At 74.0% G+C, this 20,092-nt stretch carries 17 protein-coding genes; 7 read left to right on the forward strand and 10 right to left on the reverse strand.

The genetic code is table 11. The features are described from left to right. Nucleotides 1–463 precede the first annotated feature (463 nt). Nucleotides 464–1,033, forward strand: a complete 570-nt coding sequence (locus tag H030_RS0101845) for a TetR/AcrR family transcriptional regulator (RefSeq protein WP_027004855.1) — start codon at nt 464–466, stop codon at nt 1,031–1,033. Here the strand turns inward: H030_RS0101845 and H030_RS0101850 are convergent. Then, nucleotides 1,020–1,640, reverse strand: a complete 621-nt coding sequence (locus H030_RS0101850) for an NADPH-dependent F420 reductase (protein ID WP_027004856.1) — start codon at nt 1,638–1,640, stop codon at nt 1,020–1,022. The two genes, H030_RS0101845 and H030_RS0101850, sit on opposite strands and share 14 nt — an antisense overlap. A gap of 136 nt (nt 1,641–1,776) precedes the next feature. Further along, nucleotides 1,777–1,914, reverse strand: a complete 138-nt coding sequence (locus H030_RS38790; protein ID WP_155891786.1) for a hypothetical protein — start codon at nt 1,912–1,914, stop codon at nt 1,777–1,779. Nucleotides 1,915–2,041: 127 nt separating this feature from the next. Between H030_RS38790 and H030_RS0101860 the strand changes: the two genes are divergently transcribed. Continuing rightward, nucleotides 2,042–2,770 (forward strand): Crp/Fnr family transcriptional regulator, encoded by a 729-nt coding sequence (locus H030_RS0101860; RefSeq protein WP_027004857.1) that lies wholly within the window; start codon nt 2,042–2,044, stop codon nt 2,768–2,770. An 11-nt stretch (nt 2,771–2,781) separates the two neighbouring features. On the opposite strand, the gene H030_RS0101865 is transcribed toward H030_RS0101860, so the two are convergent. The 6 genes from H030_RS0101865 to H030_RS0101890 form a co-directional block, all read right to left on the reverse strand. Next, nucleotides 2,782–3,534, reverse strand: a complete 753-nt coding sequence (locus tag H030_RS0101865; protein ID WP_155891787.1) for a hypothetical protein — start codon at nt 3,532–3,534, stop codon at nt 2,782–2,784. Nucleotides 3,535–3,603: 69 nt separating this feature from the next. After that, nucleotides 3,604–4,956, reverse strand: a complete 1,353-nt coding sequence (locus H030_RS28520) for a DUF4173 domain-containing protein (protein WP_081690432.1) — start codon at nt 4,954–4,956, stop codon at nt 3,604–3,606. A gap of 59 nt (nt 4,957–5,015) precedes the next feature. Next, complete coding sequence (locus tag H030_RS0101875) at nt 5,016–5,945, reverse strand: HAMP domain-containing sensor histidine kinase (protein ID WP_027004859.1); 930 nt, start codon at nt 5,943–5,945, stop codon at nt 5,016–5,018. Continuing rightward, nucleotides 5,942–6,637, reverse strand: coding sequence for a response regulator transcription factor (locus H030_RS0101880; RefSeq protein WP_027004860.1), 696 nt, complete (start codon nt 6,635–6,637; stop codon nt 5,942–5,944). The genes H030_RS0101875 and H030_RS0101880 overlap by 4 nt, the downstream gene beginning before the upstream one ends. A 70-nt stretch (nt 6,638–6,707) precedes the next feature. Further along, nucleotides 6,708–7,118, reverse strand: coding sequence for a PPOX class F420-dependent oxidoreductase (locus H030_RS0101885; RefSeq protein ID WP_027004861.1), 411 nt, complete (start codon nt 7,116–7,118; stop codon nt 6,708–6,710). Nucleotides 7,119–7,138: 20 nt separating this feature from the next. After that, nucleotides 7,139–7,879 carry a hypothetical protein gene (locus tag H030_RS0101890; protein ID WP_027004862.1) on the reverse strand — a complete coding sequence of 247 codons (741 nt, stop codon included), beginning with the start codon at nt 7,877–7,879 and terminating at the stop codon, nt 7,139–7,141. 56 nt (nt 7,880–7,935) lie between these two features. On the opposite strand from H030_RS0101890, the gene H030_RS0101895 reads away from it, so the two are divergent. Next, on the forward strand, nt 7,936–8,691 hold the full coding sequence (locus H030_RS0101895; protein WP_027004863.1) for a class I SAM-dependent methyltransferase: 756 nt from the start codon (nt 7,936–7,938) through the stop codon (nt 8,689–8,691). A 12-nt stretch (nt 8,692–8,703) separates the two neighbouring features. Here H030_RS0101895 and H030_RS0101900 read toward each other — a convergent pair whose 3' ends face one another. Then, entirely contained in the window at nt 8,704–10,149 is a 1,446-nt protein-coding gene (locus H030_RS0101900; protein ID WP_027004864.1) for an Ig-like domain-containing protein, read from the reverse strand. A gap of 54 nt (nt 10,150–10,203) precedes the next feature. After that, complete coding sequence (locus H030_RS0101905; protein WP_027004865.1) at nt 10,204–10,920, reverse strand: TetR/AcrR family transcriptional regulator; 717 nt, start codon at nt 10,918–10,920, stop codon at nt 10,204–10,206. Between the two features lie 81 nt (nt 10,921–11,001). Here H030_RS0101905 and H030_RS28525 point away from each other — a divergent pair, with 81 nt between their 5' ends. From H030_RS28525 to H030_RS28535, 4 genes are all read left to right on the forward strand, one after another. Then, a complete protein-coding gene (locus H030_RS28525) occupies nt 11,002–12,531 on the forward strand; it encodes an MFS transporter (RefSeq protein WP_081690434.1) in 1,530 nt (509 codons plus the stop codon). 49 nt (nt 12,532–12,580) lie between these two features. Beyond that, on the forward strand, nt 12,581–16,963 hold the full coding sequence (locus tag H030_RS28530; protein WP_035125735.1) for a PKD domain-containing protein: 4,383 nt from the start codon (nt 12,581–12,583) through the stop codon (nt 16,961–16,963). Nucleotides 16,964–17,035: 72 nt separating this feature from the next. Next, entirely contained in the window at nt 17,036–19,045 is a 2,010-nt protein-coding gene (locus tag H030_RS0101920) for an ATP-binding protein (RefSeq protein WP_027004866.1), read from the forward strand. A 45-nt stretch (nt 19,046–19,090) separates the two neighbouring features. Beyond that, entirely contained in the window at nt 19,091–20,080 is a 990-nt protein-coding gene (locus H030_RS28535) for a hypothetical protein (RefSeq protein ID WP_051221479.1), read from the forward strand. The last annotated feature ends 12 nt before the right edge of the window (nt 20,081–20,092 follow it).

Consider the following 20,092-nt stretch of genomic DNA (forward strand, 5'->3'; position numbering starts at 1 on the left):
GTGGACTCAATCTTCACCTCCTGTGTGCGCGGTTGACGGCTTCCGCGGTGCGCGGCATGAGCGCAGCGCCGGAGCCCAAGAAGCAGACGAGCGTCACAGCTTCGGCCCACGGGTTGCTGCGTCGAGCGCTGCTTATTTGGTATGAGTCAGCGTTACTAATCGCTTTGTCATAGTTGAAGTTCAGCGATGCAACGAACATAGATCAGGCTTAGGGGACGGTCAAGACGACGTCACAGCCAGTTGGCTCCGGGAGCGTCAGGGCGACGCCACCCGCCATGACCCGACTGGATCACGCCTGGCGCTAGCCCCTTCAGCCCTGCGATCGCGAGTGCCTGGAACCACCGGGATCGCTTTCCCACGACCACTCCGTTCCGTTGGTTGACCGTCCGGCGCTATGTACACCGATCGGGGCGGTTGACGTAGCGGCCGCGAGGCTAAGCACACCGACCGGTACCCTGAGGCCATGACGGAGTTGGAGAAGGGACCACGCGGCCTGCGCCGCGGCCGGGGCGCACGGGAGCGCATCCTCGGCGCGTCGTCGCAGCTGTTCCGCGAGCAGGGCATCAACACCACGGGCATGGACCAGCTGTGCGCGGTCGCCGAGGTCTCCAAGCGCACGCTGTACCAGCACTTCTCCGGCAAGGACGAGCTGATCGCCGAGCACCTGCGCCGGTTCGACCCCAACATCCTCCCCGAGGTCTTCGACCGCACCGACCTCACCCCCCGCGAGCGGCTCCTCGCCGCCTTCGAGATCCACGCGCCCCTGTGCCCGTTCATCGCGGCGGCCGTGGAGATCCAGGACCCGGACCACCCGGCGCGCGTCTACGCCGCCGAGTACAAGCGGGCGTTCGCAGCGCGACTCACCGAGGCGGCCCGCGAGGCCGGCGCCGCCGACCCCGAGCAGCTCGGAGAGCAACTGGCGCTGCTCCTGGACGGCGCCTCGGCCCGCAGTCGCGTCCTGAACACCGACGCCTTCTCGACCGCCGCCGGCATCGCGGCCGTCCTCATCGACGACGCGCTCAGCGGGCGTTGACGCCGAGCGAGAAGTCGAGGTTCCCCACGCCGTTGCGGGCCAGGCCCACCGACAGCAGGCCGGCGCCCTCGAGCCAGTGCGCCATGCTGAGGTCGCCGACGTCCCGCGGGGTCAGCCCGAGGCTCTCGATGAACGCCGACACCCTTGCCTTGGCCTGCGCGTCGTCGCCGGCCAGGAAGACGTCCAGCGGGCCGCCCGCGGCCAGGACGTCGCGGAAGAGGGTGTTGAACGCTTTGACCACGTGAGCGGTCGCGGGCGCGGCCGCGGCGATCAACTGCGCGTTGGACGTGCCGTCCGGGGTGGCCAGCCCGGTGGCGGTGGCGTTGAAGGGGTTGGTGATGTCGACGAGCACCTTGCCGTCCAACGCGTCGCCGAACTGGCCGACGACGTCGACCGCGCTCTCGAACAGCACGGCGAGGACGACCACGTCGCCCGCCGGAGCGGCGCCCCACGCCCCGGCCGTCGCGCCGTCGCCGAGCTGCTGGGCCAAGGACTCCGACTTGGCCGCGTCGCGACCGATGACCTCGACGGCGTTGCCGCCCCTGAGGGCCAGGCCGCCGATGGCGCTGGTCATGTTCCCCGAGCCGATGATGCTGATGGTGCTCATGTTGCGCTCCTTCTTGCTAGGTACACCGATTGGTGTGCTTAGCCTACCCCGCACGGCCTGACCCATGCACGACGACGAGCCCCCGCTGGCGCAGGGGCTCGTCGTGCTACGGAACGGCTGTTCGAGATGCCGCGGGCTAGACGGCGCGACCGCCACGGCCGTTGGCGAAGAACAACACGAGCGCCACGATCGCGAGCGCGAAGAGGAGCGGGTGGATGATGACGCCTCCGGCGATCGCGATGATCAGCAGGATGACGGCGAGGATCAGCAACATGGTGCGAGCTCTCCTGGTCGAAGGAAGGGCGAACGACCGTACGAACCCGCCGCGCCGGCGCCCAGCGGCCAGGTCGGGGCGTCGACGTCAGCACTCCGACCTGCCGGTTCTGGGTACCTGAACACCCGTGGTCTCCACCATCAGCCTGATCGAGGCCGATCCGGACTTCGCCGACGGCCTGTCGCCCGAGGCGATCGAGCGCGCCCGCAGCGAGACCCGGACCCGGCTGCAACGCCTGAGCCCGGGGCCGTGGGACGCCACCGCGGCGATGGAGCCCGAGGTCCACCACCGCGGCTTCCTCATCGTCGACGGCCTGCTGGCGCGCGACGTCGAGGTGCTCGGCCGCGCCTGCACCGAGCTGCTCGGCCCGGGCGACGTGATGCGGCCCTGGCAGTGGGACCCCGAGGGCTCGCACGTCCAGGCCGAGGTGGGCTGGGAGGTCCTCGATCCGACCCGGTTGGCGGTGCTCGACCACTCGCTGATCCAGCGCCTGACCCCGTTCCCGACGATCGGCGCCGAGCTGTTCAGCCGCGGCATCCGCCGGGCGCACGCACTGGCCGTCGCGTTGGCGATCAACCACCACCAGCGCGTCGACGAGCGCCTCTGCCTGACCCTCTGGCACCTGGCCGAACGCTGGGGACGGGTCACGCCGGACGGCATCGTCGTGGAGCTGCCGCTCAACCACCAGCGGCTCTCGATGCTCGTCGGCGCCCATCGCCCGTCGGTGACCACCGCGATCGGCGACCTCGCCCGCGCCGGCAAGGTCAGCCGCCGCGACGATGGCTGCTGGATGGTGCACGGCGAGCCACCGGACCAGCTCCGCCACCACCGGCTCGCCGCCGCGCTCACGGGCTGAAGGGCCGAGGCTCAGAAGAGCCGCGAGAACAGCGACCGGCCGTGATGCTCGTGGCCGCCGACCACCGTGGCGGAGACCACGCGATCGGCCGGCACGTCCTCGTAGCCCGTGCCGCTGACGACGAACCAGCCGGCATCGGTCCGCAGCAGCAGCACCCCTTCGCGGTGCTGACCGTTCTGGTCCGTCAACGTGACCTTGGGCAATGGTGTCGGGGAGACGAACGCGTCGGCGAGCAGGAACGCGACGGTGAACGTCAGCAACAGCAGCGTCAGCGGCCTGTCGCCGCCGGCGCCTTGCGCCAAGACCAGCGTCAGCGTGATCGCGACCAGCAGCGTCACGCCGGCGGCGATCAGGATCGCCGCCAACCAGCGGGTTGGCAGGAAGACCACGATGGCGAGCACCGCGACCACCGCCAGCTCGGCGACATGCCGGCGCCGAGAGCCGGACCGCAGCGCGGCGCCGATCGAGGCCTCGACCCTCGACTCCCACGCGAACGCGAGCGTCAGCACGAACACGGCCACGAACGTCGCCGGCTGCATCAGGTACTCCAGGCCGCGAGCCAGATGCTGCGCGATCGGCACCTGGGGGAAGATCTCCTCCGCGCCCACGCCACTGCGCAGGAACTGCGCCAGCGTCGCGATGGCTCCGGTGGCGTAGATCGCCCCTGCGCCGACCCCGACCATGATCGGCAACGTCGACGTCAGCAGGCCGGCCGGCCGGCGGCCGGCCGCGCCCCCCACCGTCTGCCGGGGCTCGGATGACATTCGCTCGCCGATGGTAGGCGAGCCACTGGCGTTCGTCATCATCTCCACCTCAGAGAAGATCAGCGACGCTCAGTCGACTGGCGTGCGCGCCCGCGCGCGTGAGGCGTTGAAGCCGAAGACGCCGTCGGCGCGCGCGAGGCGCGCCGCGCGGATGTGGGCCAGGATGCGGGTGCGCTGGGGGCCGGGCGGGAGGTGCTGCAGCGCCGGAAGGGCGTCGGCGCTGAGGCCGGAGAGGTAGCCGGTGTCGATCGGCTTGCCGGCGCGGGCGCGGTCGGTGGCGGATTGGGCGATGTGGCGGTCGGGGTCGCTCATGCTGAACACGAGCACGCCGGCGAGCGCCAGCGTCGTCGCCAGGAACGGCAGGCGGCGCGCGATGCGGCGGCTCAGCCCCGCGGCCAGCACCAGCGCGAACGCGAGCGAGATCGCGATGATGATCGCGTGGCCGGCGTAGCGGACGCGCGTCGCGCCGTAGGCGTCCTCGACCAGGTCCAGACGATGCTGGGCGCTGGCCATGACCACGAGCGTCAGGATGCACAGCGCGCCGAGCAGGACGCGGACCGCGCGGTCGCGGCTGCGTGCCGCGGCCACCGCGATGATCGCGAGCGTCAGCGATGCCACCAACAACAGCTCGACGAACCCGTGCCGCGCGTACTCGCCGTAGCCGAGCCCGGTCGTGGCCCGCACGTAGCCGGCCCCGCCGAAGAGCACCCGCAGCTGAACCCCCACGAACACGGCGAAGATCGCGACCACGGCGACGAGCGGGATCAGCAGCTCCGCGCGTTCCGGCCGCCAGCGCGGCGCCCGGCCGGGACCGCTGGCCGGCCCCACGACCGCTGCCCGCGCCAGCGCGCCCGCACCCGCCAGGACGCCGAGCCCGAGCACGCAGCGCCACACCAGCGTGTCGGTGCGCAACTGCACGTCGACGTCGACGAGCTGCGCGAACGCGCTGTCGGCGGTCGCGAACAGGACCGCGAAGACCGCCACCAGCACGCCGGCCAGGACGCCACCGCGCACGACGACGCCGGCGCCGCCGCGGCGCACCGCCGGACGCCCGAGCGCCAGCCCGGCCCGCGCCACCGCCCTGCCCCCACCGACCACCAGCCATGGCGCGAGCGCGACATGGCCTGCGTCGGCCCAGCGCCGCGCCGGCACCACCGCCGCGGCGCCGGCCACCAGCGCGGCGACGACGTCGATCGCCACGACCCAGCCGGCGTCCCACAGCAGCGGCTGCGCGGCCAGCGCGACGGCCAGCACGGCGAACCCGAAGCTCACGCGGGAGCGTGACGCCGCGGCGACGGCCGCCCCGACCATCACCACCAACATGACCGCCAACGCAAGACCTACAGGTCGATCGGCCACCGCGATTCCCGCGAGCAGCGCGGCGGCGACCGCGCACGCGAGCGCGGACTTGGACATGGGCATGGCTGGACCTCCCGGGGTCGGGTCGTTGTCGAACAGGCGAAGCGGAGAAGCGGCGCGCGCTAGGGCAGGTCGACGACCATGCGGCAGCCGTGCGGGACGGCGGGCTCGGCGCGGATCGTCCCGCCGTGCAGCTCGACGATCGACCGCGCGATCGCGAGCCCGAGGCCCGCGCCGGCGACCGACCGCGACGCGTCGGCGCGGCTGAAGCGGTCGAAGATCCGTTGCGCCTCGGCGGGTGCGATGCCCGGGCCGCGGTCCTCGACCTCCAGCCGCACGCCGCCGGCCGGCGCCGCCGCGGCGCGCAGGATCACCGGCGCGCCGGGCGCGTGGCGCTCGGCGTTCTCCACCAGGTTGCGCACCACCTGGCGCAGGCGGTCGGGGTCGCCGCGCAGCTGCACGTCGGCCGGGACGAACGCGGCCGACAGCTCGGCGACCGGGAACGTCCGCCGCGCCAGCGCGGTCGCGCCGCCGGCCTCCAGGGCCGACAGATCCAGGAGCTGGTCGGCGAGCCGGCCGAGGCGCTCGACCTGCGCCAGCAGCGCCGGGAGGTCCGGCGCCTGCACGCCGTCGACCGCGTTCTCCAGCGACGCGCGCAGCACCGTGATCGGCGTGCGCAGCTCGTGCGCGGCGTCGGCGACGAAGTCCCGGCGGGCGCGGTCGAGCGTCTCGAGCTCGGCGGCCATCGTGTTGAACGACGCGGCGAGCTGGCCGACCTCGTCGCGCGACGTCGTCCGGACGCGCTGGCCGTGGTCGCCGCGGGCGATCGCGTCGGCCGCGCGCGCCATCGCGCGCAGCGGCGAGGTCATCCCGCGCGCGACGAGCTGGACCGACAGCAGCGACGCGATCAGCGCGGCGAGCGCGCCCCAGCGCGGGCGGTAGCCCAGCCGCGCCGTGACCAACATGGTGGCCAACGTCACGCCGATCGCGACCGCGATCACCAACCCCAACTTGATCTTCAGCGACGGGATCCGGGCCAGCGGGCTGGTCACGGCGCGTCGCTCCCGAGCGCGTAGCCGAAGCCCTGCACGGTCCGGACGATCCCGGCCGAGACCTTGCGCCGCAGGCCCGCGACGTGCGAGTCGACCGTGCGCGTCGCGGCGCTCCCGGACCGCCAGCCCCACACGGTCTCCAGCAGCTCGTCGCGCGAGAACGCGCGCTCGGGCCGCCCGGCGAGCGTGGCGAGGAGGTCGAACTCGGTCGGGGTCAGCGCGATCTCGCCGCCGCCCTCGCGCAGCAGGCGCCGGCCCTCGAGGTCCACGACGAGCGACGCGCCGACCGCGATCCGCGCGGGCGCCGCGGCCGGCTCGGCCGCCGCGCGCGCCGTCCGGCGCAGGATCGCCTGGACGCGCGCGACGAGCTCGCGCGGGCTGAACGGCTTGGTCATGTAGTCGTCGGCGCCGATGCCCAGCCCGACGAGCACGTCGGCCTCGGCATCGCGCGCGGTGAGGAACAGGACCGGCACCGGCCGCTCCTCCTGGATGCGCCGGCAGACCTCGATGCCGTCGTAGCCGGGCAGCATCCAGTCCAGGACGACGAGGTCGGGCGCGACGCGCCGGCACAGCGCGACGCCGTCCGGACCGGTGCCGGCGACCTCGACCACGAAGCCCTCGGCCCGCAGCCGCGCGGCGACCGCGCCGGCGATCCGCTCCTCGTCCTCGATCACCACGACAGTGGTCCTCATCGGTGCGGGATGCTACGGGCACCGCCGTCGAGATCGGGTCGGCGGGATGTGCAGATCCTGTGCAGATCCCTCAGCCGGGGCGGTGCTCGAACGGGAGCTCCTGCAGCAGCACGCGCTCGGGCTCGATGAGCATCACGATCGCCGAGCGGACCGGGAAGTCCTGGCCCACGTAGCGGTTGCTCATCCGGTCCATGATCGCGATCGCCTCGTCACCGTCGAGCTCCTCGACGACGCGTCCGCGGATGACGGCCGAGCGATAGGGGTTGTGCTCGTCGGTCACCGAGATCCCGATCCGGGGATCGCGTCGCAGGTTGCGGATCTTCAGGTGCGCCTCGGTCGAGAAGATCGCCAGCCGGTCGCCTTCGACGGCGATCCACACCGGCGAGACGTGCGGCGCGCCGTCCCTCATCAGCGTCGCGACATGGGCCATGTTCCGGCCCTGCAGGAGCTCGAGCACCGCGGGCGTGAGCGTCTCGGACATGAACGCATCCTAGAACCGGCTCAGGCGCGACCGGCGATGGCGGCGCGGATGTCGGTCGCGGTCCGGTCGGCGTTCCCGCAGCGCGTGTCGCGGGCGTCGCTGAGCCCGAAGCCGGAGACGAACGCCTCGCGCGCGCAGGCGTAGAACCTGTCCTTGCTGTCGGGCCGCGCGACGTGCGCCGTCCAGGTGGCGCGGATGTCGCCGGGCGCGACGCGGCGCAGCCGCGTGCTCGGGAGCATCCGGACCGCACCGCCCCTGGCCGGCGCGATGTAGAGGAAGACCCTGGCGGCGCGGTTGGGCCGGGCGCCTGACGGCGCGCGGAGGCGGAGCGTGAACCGCGCACGGCCGGCGCCGACGAGGCGGCCCTGGAGGTGGCCCGGCAGGTTGACGCCGACGAGCTCCGCGCTGCTGTGCTGGCGGCCGTGGTCGGCGCGCAGCTCATAGGCGAGCGTGCGATCCGGACGGACGCTGAACGTCGCCCGGCGGGCGGCGGCCTCGGACGCGACCCGTCGAGCGCCGTCCGGATGGCCGGGAACGTAGGACCACAGCTCGACGGGGACCGCGCCGCCCGTGGCGCCGCCGCCGACGGTCGCGTGCAGCACCACGCTGCGTCCGCGAGTGATCGTCGGCCTCTGCGCGGTGAGCGCCATGCGGTAGGTCGGCGTGGCGGCCGCCGTCGTCGTCCGGGCGCTCCCGCCACTCCCGCCGCACCCGGCGATCCCGACGATCGCAACCAGGAGGACCGGCGAGGCGTTTCGCATGATCAGCGCAGTACCCAGTTCGCCGCGCGACGGGCGCGAGCGGGAAGATGAAGCGCATGGACGACGACTTCGAGGCGCTGCTCGCGGCGGGTGCGGCGGCGGACGTGTCCGGGTGGGACTTCGGCTGGCTGGACGGCCGCGCCACCGAGGAGCGCCCGCCGTGGGGCTACGCGCGGCAGCTCGCCGGCCGCCTCGCCCGGGCCTCGGCGTCGCTCGACCTCCAGACCGGCGGGGGCGAGGTCCTCGCGGAGGCGGCGCGGTTCCCGCCCACGGCCGTGGCCACCGAGTCCTGGCCGCCGAACGTGGCGCGCGCGACCGAGCTGCTCCACCCCCGCGGCGTGGTCGTCGTCGCCGACGCCGACGAGCCGCCGCTGCCGTTCGCCGACCAGGCCTTCGACCTGGTCACCAGCCGGCACCCGGCGACGATCTGGTGGGACGAGATCGCTCGCGTGCTCCGGCCCGAGGGCACGTACTTCGCCCAGCACGTCGGCCCGGCGAGCGCGTTCGCGCTGATCGAGATCTTCCTCGGCCCGCAGCCCGGCGCGCGCCGTACGCGGGACCCCGGCGACGAGGCGGCGGCCGCGACCGCGGCGGGCCTGGAGATCGTCGACCTCCGGACCGCGCGGCTGCGGATCGAGATCCACGACGTCGCCGCCGTCGTGTACCTGCTGCGCAAGGTGATCTGGTGGGTGCCGGGGTTCACCGTCGAGCGACACCGCGACCGGCTCCGCGCTCTGCACGACCGCATCCAGGCCGACGGGCCGTTCGTCGCCCACTCCACGCGCCACCTGATCGAAGCCCGGCGGCGCTGAGCGCCCGCGGCCTCAGTCGTGCAGCGGCGCCGCCACGAGCATCCGCACGAAGCCCGGCGCCGCGCTGGGCGCCGTGCCGCGCGTGCCCCGGAAGGCGGCCGTCGCGCGCCAGCGGCCTTGTGAGGACGGCGTGAAGGGCACGGTCGCGACGCCCGCGTGTGCCGCGGCCTGGACGCGCCGCACGTACTGCCAACCGCTGAGCGGATCGAACTGCTCGAACGTCACGGTGACCGGCCCGTCGACGACCGGCTGTGTCCGCACGGTGATCGTCGCCGACTGGCCGGGCGTGAGCAGTGCCTGGCCGCCGCCGTCGACGCGCAGGGACGTCTTCGTGATCGTGCGGGAGGCGCGCAGGAGCGTGTACGGCGCGCTCGCGCCGCCGCGGGCGCGCGCCGCGACGAAGTAGCGGCCGGGCCTCAGCCCCTTGACCAGCCGTGCGTTGCCGGTCCCGTCGCACGCGCAGCGCACGACGTTGCCGAACGGGTCGAGCAGCACGAGGTCCAGCGCCGCCCTGCGGTCCGGCGTGCGCAGGCCGAGGAACAGCGCGCTGCGGCGGGTCACGTCGAAGCGGAAGAGGTCGACGTCGTCGACGCCCGATCCGTCGAGCCTGCCACGCACCCGCCCGTAGTTGGCGACGAGACGCCCGGGCGCGCTGTCGTCGCGGCCGGCCGGCGCGGCCTGCAGGTGGTAGCGCTGCTGGCCGCGCACGCCGCCCGCCGCGAAGACGAAGATGCTGAACCGCGTGCCCTGCCCGGGGCGCGGCGTGAACAACCCATAGCCGTCGCATCCGATCCGGGCGAGCGCGTCGCCGTCGCTCGGGCCCCGGCCCGCCCGGTAGACCGACGCGCGCAGGCAGCCGGGTCCGTCGTGCAGGAGACGGATGCGGTAGCGGCGCCCCTGCTGCATGGGCGTCGACCACACCTGCAGGGTGCGCCCGACGCGGTCCAGGCTGCCGCTGATCCCGCCGTCCGGCAGCGGCGCGCCGGGCAGCCGCGCGGCCGGCGCGGCGGCCACGCGCAGCCTGAAGTCCCCGGACACCGAACCGGAACGCTGAGCGACACGGATCAGGTAGCTCTGCCCGCGCTGGGCGGTGAACGCGACCGCGGCGCGGCCGTTGCGGTCGCCGGCGTCGCACGTCAGCGGCGTCTGCTGCGAGCGCTCGCGCAGGTCGACGTCGAGCACCGCGTCGAGGTCGCCGCCGGCCGCGAGCTTCGCGACGATCCGCTGCGTCCTGCGCGCGTCGAACCGGTACCAGACCGAGCCATCGGAGTCGCCGCACGCCGAGGTCTCGCCATCTTCGGCATGGGCGTCGCGGGTCGTGCCGGAGACCAGCTGCGCCGTCCCCTTCAGCAGCGTCGCGTCGTCGCGGCCGTCGTTGGAGGGATCGCTGAGCGCGACCGGCACCGCCGCCAGCGTGGTGACGGCAGCGACCGCAGAGACCAGCAGCCAAGTTCGCATGGCCTTCCAACGCCACGACCGCCGCGAGGTGACGCGGCCGGCGCGTGCCGTGTCCTAGCGCTGGGCGCGCTGCGCGATCAGCTGCTGGACCTCGGCGTCGAAGAGGAGACCCGGATCGATGCCCACCTGCTCGTAGAAGCCCTCGATCTCCAGGCTCACGATGCCGTGCATCCGGGACCAGGCCAGCAGGCCGAGCAGCAGGACGCCGGGGTCGCGGACCTGGTCGCCGGCGCGGACCCTACCCCAGCGCTGGACCTCGCGCCGCAGCGCCGGAGGCTGGACCTTGGGTCCGGGGGCGCCGGGGTAGAGCTCGGCGAGGCCGGCGAGCAGGACCGCCATCGAGCGGGCGGCCGCGGGGATGATCCGGTCGGGGTCGAGGTCGCCCGCGCCGTAGGTCGAGCCGAACACGAGGCGGTAGCGCTCGGGGCTCGTCCGGCCCCACGTGCGGTAGGCGCCGGCGACCGCGCGCAGGCGAGCCTCGGCGGGCCCGTCGGCCGCGGCGGCCGCGGCGGCCGCAGCGGCCGCGGCCACCTCGAGGGTCTGGGCGAGGTCCTCGAAGCTCTCGGTGACGAGCGTCGCCAGCAGCTCGTCGCGCGAGGCGAAGTAGCGGTACAGCGCCGGACCCGACATCCCCATCGCCTTCGCGATCCCGTTGAGCGAGAGCGCCGCCGGCCCGCCCGCCGCGATCTGCGCGTAGCCGTGGCGACGGATGTCGGCGAGCGTCTCGGCCCGGAGGCGCTCGCGGCGCGGGAGGACGTCGGGATCGGGCATGGGCCACATCGTAACGAGTCTTGAGCTTGACAATAGATCTCTCGTGTCGTTATAACCCTCTAACTCAACTAGGAGGGCATCATGAGTCTCACGAACATCACACCACCACGAACCCCGGACCCGCGCCGCTGGAAGGCGCTCTCGATCCTCGCGCTCGCCGACTTCGTCGTCATCCTCGACGCGACGATCGTCAACATCGCGCTGCCGTCGATCGGCCGCTCGCTGCATGCCTCGACCGAGAGCCTGTCCTGGGTCGTCACCGCCTACATCCTGGCCTTCGGCGGCCTGCTGCTCCTCGGCGGCCGGCTCGCCGACCTCTTCGGCCGCCGCCGGCTGTTCATCGGCGGCCTCGGCGTCTTCGGCGCCGCGTCGCTGGCCGCCGGGCTGTCGAGCTCGATCGAGATGCTGATCGCCTTCCGCGCGCTGCAGGGCGCCGGCGCCGCGGCGCTCGCGCCCGCCGCCCGCGCGCTCGTCACGACGCTGTTCGCCGAGGGCCCGGAGCGCAACAAGGCGCTGGGCCTCTGGGCGGCGGTCGCGGGCTCGGGCACCGTCGTCGGGCTAATCCTCGGCGGCGTCCTCACCAGCGGCCTGGGCTGGGAGTGGGTGTTCTTCGTCAACGTGCCGGTCGTGCTCGGCGCCGCGCTGCTCGCGCCGCGGCTGATCGACGAGTCGCGCGCCGAGACCGCCGACCGCTCGACCGACGTGCCCGGCGCCCTGCTGGTCAGCGGCGGGCTCGTCACGGCCCTGTACGCCATCACCCAGGCCGGCGACGCCGGTTGGGGCTCGACCCAGACGCTCGGCCTGCTCGCCGCGGCCCCGGCCCTGCTCGCGCTGTTCGCCGGCGTCGAGTCGCGCACGCGCTCGCCGCTGGTCCCGCCGGCGATGCTCCGCCTCGGCTCGGTCCGCGGCGCGAACGTCGCGATGGTCCTGATGTCGGCGGCGATGGTCGGGATGTTCTTCGTCCTGACGCTCTACCAGCAGCAGGTCCAGGGCTACAGCGCGATCCAGGCCGGGCTCGCCCAGGTCCCGCTGGGCGTCGTGCTGATCGGCCTCGCCGGCGCGGCCGGCCCGCTGGTCGAGCGCCTCGGCGTCAAGCCCACGCTGCTGGCCGGCCTGGCGCTGTTCGCCGGCGGCATCGCCTGGCTGGCGCAGATCACCGCACAGGGCAGCTACCTCACCGAGGTCCTCGGCCCGAGCGTCGTCATCGGCGCGGGCCTGGCGTTCGCGTTCGTGGCGCTCACCGTCGCCTCGGCCAGCGGCGTCGACGAGGCCAACCACGGCACCGCCGGCGGCCTGATCAACATGACCCAGCAGATCGGCGGCGCCGTCGGCCTCGCCGTGACGACCGCGGTCGCGACCGCCGGCACCCATGGCGGCGCGGACGCCGTGGCGCTGACCGACGGGTTCCGCAGCGCCCTGCTCGTCAGCGCCGGCATCGCCGCCGCGGCCATCGCCGCGACGGTGCTGGCCCTGCCGGGCCGGTCAGCCCTCGGGCGGGAGCGTCGCGACGATGCCGCGGAGGCCGCGCTCCCACATCGCGTCGCGGTCCTGGGTGGGCGGGATGCGGTCAGCGCGCGCACGGCTCGCTCCGGGCGGGCCGGCGTAGCTTGAGACGGATCCGAGACGGTCTCTGTGCCCGCGCGGGGTGAGAGTGGCGAGGATGCCCGCTCCCCGCCGTGCCCTCCCCGCGCTCTCGAAGCTGCTCGCGCTCGCCCTCGTCCTCCTGGCCGCCCTCGCGACGGCCGCCGATGCCGGCCCGCTCGACCTGGATCCCGGGTTCGGCTCGGGCGGCGTGGTGCTCACCGGTGGTGCGCAGGGTGGGCGGTGGGCGGCGGTCCATGGCTTCGCCGACGGCAGCTTCCTCGCCGCCGGCGAGGTCGCCAACGACACGCTCGCGCTCACCAAGCGCCGGGCCGATGGGACGCCCGACCCGGCCTTCGGCTCCGCCGGCCTGGTCACCTTCGGCGGCGGGCAGGGCTCGGTGCTGGCGCGCAGCGTGATCGTGCTGGCCGACGGCCGGATCCTCGTCGCCGCGACCGCGACGGCGGCCACACCGGTGATCGTCGTCGCGCGCCTCAGCGCCACGGGCGTGCTCGACAGCAGCTTCGGGACCGGCGGCATCGCGACCGTCACGACGTCGGGCGGCGGCGTCCGCCTCGGCCACGCCGCGCTGCAGTCCGACGGCAAGATCGTCCTGGCCGGGACGCATCCGGGCACGACCGACGCCGGCATCCTCGCCCGGCTCACCGCCGACGGCCAGACCGACGCCGGCTTCGGCTCGGGCGGCCAGTCCCGCGTCCTGCTGGGCGCCGCACCCACGCGCCTCGACGACGTGGCCATCGATGCCGCGGACCGCATCGTCGTCGCCGGCTGGCGCGCCGTCAGCGGCGCCGCCGGCGCCAAGGGCCGGCTGGTCGCCGCGCGCTACACCGCCGCCGGCACGCTGGACACCACCTACGGCACCACCGGCTACACCGCGACCGACCTCGACGGCGCCGACCCCGCGACCTACGACGTCGAGGCCCGCCGGCTGCGCCTCGCCGCCGGCGGCACCGCCACGATCGCGGCGACCGTCGTCGCCCAGGGCGTCGCCCACCACGTCGGCGTCGCGCGCCTGAGCCCGGACGGCGCGGTCGTCGCGACCACCACGCAGGACCCCAGCCCGTCGCACATCACCGACATCGAGGACCTCGTCGTCGCGCCGACCGGCGCCCTCACGCTCGTCGGCCGGATGAGCGTCGCCTCCACCCAGCAGGTCGCGGTCGTCACCTACAACAACGACCTCACCGCCGGCCCGGTGCGCAACCTCGCGGTCTCCGACGGTGGCGACGACGAGGCCTACGCCGCGGCGCTCGGCGCCGACGGGCACACCATCGTCACCGGGCGCGTCTCCGAGCAGGCCGGGAACTCGGGCTTCTTCGCCCGCCTCGGCGCGGCCGGCGACGCGCCGGTCGCATCGTTCACCACCAACTACACGCCGACCCGCCCCGGCCGTGCCCTGCGCCCCGGCCAGCCGGTCACCTTCGACGCCGCGGCGTCGAACGATCCCGACGGCACGATCGCGACCTACGCGTGGGACTTCGACGGAGACGGCCAGCCCGACGCGACCGGCCCCACGGTCACGACGAGCTTCGCGTCCGCCGGCAGCCACAGCGCGCTGCTGAAGGTCACCGACAACAGCGGCCTGACCGGGACGACCGGTGTCACGCTCTCCGTCAAGGCCAACAACAACCCCGGCGTCGCCATCGTCGAGCCCCCGGCCCAGCCGCAGGCGGGCAAGGCCTTCACCTTGACCGCGCTGGCCGGAGACGCCGACGGCGCGGTCGCCGCCTACGCCTGGGACCTCGACGGCAACGGCAGCTACGAGACCTCGACCGGCGCGACGCCCAGGGTCACCACCACCTACACCACGGCCGGCCAGCACCTGATCGGCGTCCGCGTCACCGACGACGAGGGCGGGGCCGGCACCAACACCGACAACCTCAAGGTCGGCGAGGGCCCCTGCGTCGAGAACCCGATCGTGAAGATCGAGAAGGCGGTCATCGTCACCCAGGGCACGGCGCAGTCGGGCACCGGCTGCTTCCACCTGACGACCGTCGACAGGGACGGCATCCGGACCCAGACCTACACGACCGACGGCCACTTCCGCGTCAACGGCCTGGAGGTCGACACGAAGCTGACGTCCAGGGCGGTGTTGACCTGGAAGCGCAAGCTGGTCAGGGTCCCGAACAAGAACACGTCCGCGCCGGGCGACACCGTCTCGGCGACGCTGACCGCTGCCAACGTCTCAGTCGTCGGCACCTACAAGCAGACCGACTTCGCGTTCATCGACGGCAGGATCGCGTGGGACCTCGCGGGCGCGACGATCGCCGGCTTCAGGGTCGACCCCACCGCCGGCATCGGCGGCCTCCCGCTGAAGGTCAGCGGCGAGCCCAGGCTCGACGCCAACGGCACCTCGACCCTCGACATCCTCCCCGGCACGCCGCCCGAGCTGCTGGGCAAGACGCCGAGCCAGCCGACCCACGCCGTGTTCGGCCCCGCCGCCAGCGCGGCGGACCTCGCGCCGTTCAGCTACACGGTCGACGAGATCCCGCTCGGCGTCATCACGCTCGGCCCGGTCAGGATCACCTACAGCGGCGACGGCAACTGGGCGATCGACGCCAAGGCCAGCATGGCCGTCCCGGTCCCGACCAGCCTCGCCGGCAGGCTCGAGCTGGCCAGGGGCAGGGTCAAGATGGTGGACCTGCAGTTCGAGGGCGCGATCACCGTCGGGCCGCTGCTGATCACCCACGTCGGGCTGACGATCGACTTCGGCCCGAGGGTCACGGCCAACGAGAACTGCGTCAAGCACGTCGGCCTCGAGGACATCACGCCCTACGCGGGCTGGGACGCGCTCGACAGGCTGCTGCCCGGCTACAAGTCCTACGTGTTGGCCCACGACGGGCCCAACCAGGTCCTGTTCCACCAGCTGTTCATGAACTACAAGACGCCGACCTTCGCGCTCTGCGGGTCGATCGGCCTCAGCGTCGCGAAGCTCGTCGAGGCGCGCTTCGGCTTCGGCTTCGCCCGCTACCCGAGCCCGCTGCCCAACGTCTTCTTCTTCCACGGCGAGGGCACGCTGATCGAGGTCATCAGGGCGACGATCGACGCCGAGATCACGACCGAGGGCTACGTCCACGTCGGCGCCGCGGTCAGGGGCGGCTACCCGACCGCCGACCCCTGGATCGGCTGGGACCTCGGGCTCGACTTCGAGTACTTCAGGCAGCAGTTCAACGCGCAGGCGTGGGCGAAGATCTCGATCATCCCGCTGGACTTCACCGCGGGCGCCGAGCTGTTGGCCTCCAACAAGGGCATCGTCGGCTGCCTCACGTTCGACACGGTCTTCGGCGACTGGCACCCGGGCGGCGGCGCGAAGTGGGGCCACGGGCCGAAGCTGTACCTGTTCGGCTGCGACGTCGACGACTACAGGGTGGTCATCAGGAACGCGCTGTCGGGCGACCTGGTGATCGGGCCGCCGCTGCACGGCGTGAGGGCCGGCGCCGCGCGCGCCGCCGGCGTCAGGACGATCCCCGCGGGCGGCCGCGGCAACGAGGCGACGCTCGTCCGCTACACCGGGCCGAGCCTCGCGAAGGCCCACGCCGCCCAGGCGGGCGGCGCGGCGGGCGCGATCGACATCCCGGCGGGCCTGCCCGGCACCGCGATGGGCTTCAAGGGCGCGGGCGGCGCGCCGCACCTCGTCCTCCACGGCCCGAGGGGCGAGACGATCGACACCGGCGCCGGCAACGCGCCGATGCAGACGCCGGGCGTCGCCGCGCTGAAGGACCCGGCGACGGGCATCACCGAGGTCGTCGTCGCCAGGCCGTCGGCCGGGCGCTGGACGGTCGAGGTCGCGCCGGACTCGGTCCGCCTCGTCGAGGCGATCCAGGCCAACGGGACCGTGCCCGCCAGGATCGCCGGCAGGGTCGGCGGCACCGGCCAGGACCGGACGTTGTCCTACAACGTGACCGGGCTGGGCAGGGGCGCGCGCGTCGACTTCGCCGAGGTCGGCGCGGCCGCGGGCAGCGTCATCGGCCGCGTGACCGCCGACGGTCGCGGCACGCTGGCCTTCCATCCGGGCCAGGGCGCCGCCGGCACCCGCGCGGTCCAGGCGATCGTCACGAACGCCGACGGCTACGTCGCCGACCGCGTCAAGCTCGGTACCTACAAGGCGCCCAGCGCCCCGCGGCCGGCCGCGCCCAGGCGCCTGACGCTCAAGCGCAGGGGCGCGTTCCTCGCGCTGTCCTGGCCGCGCGACGCGACGGCCAAGACGACGCTGGTGGAGATCCGCAGCTCCAACGGGCTCAACATCGCCAGGACGGTCAAGCGCCCGGCGCTGCGCCTGAAGGCGCCCCCGGCGGGCACGAGGCTCACGATCACTCTGACCGCCACGTCGAGGACCGGCGTCCTGGGCCGGGCCGGCCGCTTCAGCCGGACGCTGCCCAGGGCCAAGCCCAAGGCCACCAAGAAGCCCAAGACCCATAGGAAGGCCGCCCGACACCGCTGAGGACCTCCGACCGGAACGAGCGCCCGGACCAGTCGTCGTGCGTCCCCGCCATGGGCAGCTACGCTGCCGCCCATGGCGGGGACGCTCGCGGACCGGCTCCGCGCACGCGACGTGGAGCGGTTCGTGGGTCGCGCGGCCGAGCTGCGCGTGTTCGCCGAGCTGTTCGTCGACGAGCCGCCGTCGAGCGTCGTGCACGTCCACGGTCCCGGCGGCATCGGCAAGAGCGCGCTGCTGCGCCAGGTCGAGCGGCTCGGCGCCGCGGCGGGCTGGTCGCCCTGGCGGATCGACGGCCGTGAGCTGCCGCCCGCCCCCGGCGCGCTGGAGGCGATCCTCGCCGCGGCCCAGGCCGAGGAGCGGCCGCTGCTGCTGTTCGACACCTACGAGCAGATCTCGGCGCTGGACGGCGCGTTGCGCGAGCGGCTCCTGCCGGCGCTGCCGGCGCGGTCGATCGTCGTCCTGGCCGGCCGGGAGCGCCCGGCGCCGGAGTGGTTCCAGGGCGGCTGGGAGCACCTGACGCGCGCGCTGGCGCTCGCGCCGTTCAGCGCCGACGAGGGGCGCCAGTTCGTGGGCGCGCACGGGATCACCGACGCCGCGACGGTCGCCGCGCTGGTGCGGTGGTCGAGCGGCTCTCCGCTGGCGCTCGGGCTCGCCGCGGCGATCGCGCAGCGCGAGGGCCGCTGGCACGACGACCACCTCGCCGCCGACCCAGAGCTCGTCGAGCAGCTCGTCGGCCGCCTCGTCCTGGGCCGGCCGGACGCCGCCGCCGGCCGCCACGACGACGTCACCGCGGTCGCGGCGATCGCGCGCGTCACGACCGCGTCGCTGCTGGCCGACGTCCTGCCGGGCCTCCCGCCCAACGAGGCGCAGGCGTGGCTGCGCGCGCAGTCGATCGCCGAGCCGGTCGGCGACGGCGTCGCGATGCACGAGCTGGTCCGCAAGGCGCTCCGGGCGCAGCTGCGCGCCCAGCGCCCGGAACGCGAGCGCGAGCTGCGCCGCCGCGTCGCCGATCACCTCCACCGCCACGCGGTCGCCGACGACCCGCGCCTGGTCGTCGACCTCGCCGAGCTGATCGAGGACCCGGCGCTGCGCTGGGGCTTCGGCGCGGACGCGGCGCGCGTGCTGCGTCCCGACGCGCTCCGCCCCGGGGAGCTCGACGCGCTGCCCGCGCACGTGCGCGCGGGAGTCGATCCGGCGTGGTGGGAGGCGACGCGCGTCCTGGCCGCCGCGGCGCCGGAGCACTTCGTCGTCGCCCGCGACCACCACGAGGCGCTCTGCGGGATGGCGATCGCCGGGACGCCGGCCGGCGCGTCGCCGGCGCTGCGCGCCGACCCCTACGTCGGGCGCTGGATCGCGCACGCCGCTGAGCACGTTCCCAACGGCAATGCCTTGATCTGGCGTGACGCGATGGACCTCACCGCCGGCGAGCAGGGCGACCTCGCGTCGCGCGTGCTCGCGGTCATCAACACCGGCACGATCCTGCGCTCCGGGCTGCCGAACCCGCGCTGCTTCTACATCCCGATCAGCCCGGTCAACCGGGCGTCGGTCGCGTTCATGGAGCAGGCCGGCGGGCGGCGGGTCGACGGGCTCGACGTCCGGGTCGGCGAGCACGTCCACGAGTGCTACGTGATCGACCACGGTCCCGGCGGCGTCCTGGGCGGGATGCGCGCGACGATCTACGCCGAGCTCGGCCTGCCGCGCCCCGAGGACGACCGGCCCGCACGGCACCTGCCGCTCGCCGCGCCCGCGATCCGCGAGGCCGACGTGCGCCAGGCGCTGCGCGACCTGGACCGGCCGACCGCGCTGGCGGCGAGCCCCCTCACCGCGATCGCCGGGCCCGGGAGCGACGCGGTCCGCGCGCTGCTGATCCGCGCGATGACCGAGTCGTTCGGCGCCGGCCCGGACGAGACGCTCCAGCGCCAGATCGCCTTCGCGGCCTACTCCGGCCGCACCGCGCCGCACGAGGACGTCGCGTTCACGCTGCACGTCTCGCGCGCGACCTACTTCCGCCGCCTGCGCCAGGCGACCGAGCGGGTCTGCGACTACGTGCTCGCCGCGGCGACCGCGCAAGCGCGCGCGGCCTGAGCGACCCGAAGTTCCAGGATCCTGTGCCCTGGGTACTGCTGAGCGATGAGAACCAGGGTCCTCCTCGCGTCTGCCGTCGCCACCGTCCTCGCCGCTGCCGCCTTCGCCGGCCCCGCCGCGGCGGCCGATCCGAACTTCCGGTGCCTGAACGACAACACGGCCAACGACGACGCGACGCCCTGGTTCGATGCCAACTACAGCCCGAGCCACGCGCTCAGCCGCAGCCTGCTGGACCAGCACGTCCCGCAGGGGCTGGCGGCATGGCCGTCGTACTTCGGCGCCGGCCAGGACCTGCTCGTCTACACCGCGTACAGCCAGTCGGACGGCCGCGCGCGGATCCAGGGGATCGACCCGCGTGACGGCTCGCTGACCAACTACGCCCAGCTCCAGTCCGGCATCCACGCGGGCGGCGTCGCGATCGCCGGCGGCTGGGCGTTCGTGCCCGGCGTCAACGCCGGCGCCGTGCGGCGCTACAGCCTCTCCAAGCTGTCCGGCATCTTCGCGCACGGCCCGTCGAGCGACGCGCTCGACGGCACCTACGCGGGCGCCGTCGTCGGCACGGGCTTCCTGAGCCAGGAGGGCAACACGGTCTACGCGGGCACGTTCAACGAGAACGGGCTCGGCGTGATGCGCACCTACTCGGTCGACGGCGCCGGCAACCTGCACCAGAGCTCCGGCGACATCGAGGTGCCCAAGAAGACCCAGGGCCTGCTCGTCCTGCCCAACTACTTCGTGTTCAGCACGTCCTACGGCCGCGACAGGCGCAGCAACGTCTACGTCGTCAAGCGCGGCTACAGGTCGCTGACCACGTCCTACAGGAACGGCAACCTGCGCTGCGTCCGGATCCCGACGATGTCCGAGGGCGTCTCGATCGCCAACGACAGGATCTACCAGCTGTTCGAGTCCGGGGCCGACTGCTACCGCTACGGCGAGCCCGCCTGCGGCTCCAACACGACCCCCGACCGCGTGATCACCCACCTCTACCGCACCCCCCGCACGTCGCTCGTCGACGGCCTGCCCGTGTTCCGCGGGTAGCGCGCGGCTAGG

The sequence above is a fragment of the Conexibacter woesei Iso977N genome, from assembly GCF_000424625.1.
GTDB lineage: Bacteria > Actinomycetota > Thermoleophilia > Solirubrobacterales > Solirubrobacteraceae > Baekduia > Baekduia woesei_A.

Coding starts and splice junctions, on each gene's coding strand:
- H030_RS0101845 (WP_027004855.1), top strand. CDS start 464: ATGACGGAGTTGGAGAAGGGACCACGCGGCCTGCGCCGCGGCCGGGGC.
- H030_RS0101850 (WP_027004856.1), bottom strand. CDS start 1,640: ATGAGCACCATCAGCATCATCGGCTCGGGGAACATGACCAGCGCCATC.
- H030_RS38790 (WP_155891786.1), bottom strand. CDS start 1,914: ATGTTGCTGATCCTCGCCGTCATCCTGCTGATCATCGCGATCGCCGGA.
- H030_RS0101865 (WP_155891787.1), bottom strand. CDS start 3,534: ATGTCATCCGAGCCCCGGCAGACGGTGGGGGGCGCGGCCGGCCGCCGG.
- H030_RS28520 (WP_081690432.1), bottom strand. CDS start 4,956: ATGCCCATGTCCAAGTCCGCGCTCGCGTGCGCGGTCGCCGCCGCGCTG.
- H030_RS0101880 (WP_027004860.1), bottom strand. CDS start 6,637: ATGAGGACCACTGTCGTGGTGATCGAGGACGAGGAGCGGATCGCCGGC.
- H030_RS0101885 (WP_027004861.1), bottom strand. CDS start 7,118: ATGTCCGAGACGCTCACGCCCGCGGTGCTCGAGCTCCTGCAGGGCCGG.
- H030_RS0101890 (WP_027004862.1), bottom strand. CDS start 7,879: ATGCGAAACGCCTCGCCGGTCCTCCTGGTTGCGATCGTCGGGATCGCC.
- H030_RS0101895 (WP_027004863.1), top strand. CDS start 7,936: ATGGACGACGACTTCGAGGCGCTGCTCGCGGCGGGTGCGGCGGCGGAC.
- H030_RS0101900 (WP_027004864.1), bottom strand. CDS start 10,149: ATGCGAACTTGGCTGCTGGTCTCTGCGGTCGCTGCCGTCACCACGCTG.
- H030_RS0101905 (WP_027004865.1), bottom strand. CDS start 10,920: ATGCCCGATCCCGACGTCCTCCCGCGCCGCGAGCGCCTCCGGGCCGAG.
- H030_RS28525 (WP_081690434.1), top strand. CDS start 11,002: ATGAGTCTCACGAACATCACACCACCACGAACCCCGGACCCGCGCCGC.
- H030_RS28530 (WP_035125735.1), top strand. CDS start 12,581: ATGCCCGCTCCCCGCCGTGCCCTCCCCGCGCTCTCGAAGCTGCTCGCG.
- H030_RS0101920 (WP_027004866.1), top strand. CDS start 17,036: ATGGCGGGGACGCTCGCGGACCGGCTCCGCGCACGCGACGTGGAGCGG.
- H030_RS28535 (WP_051221479.1), top strand. CDS start 19,091: ATGAGAACCAGGGTCCTCCTCGCGTCTGCCGTCGCCACCGTCCTCGCC.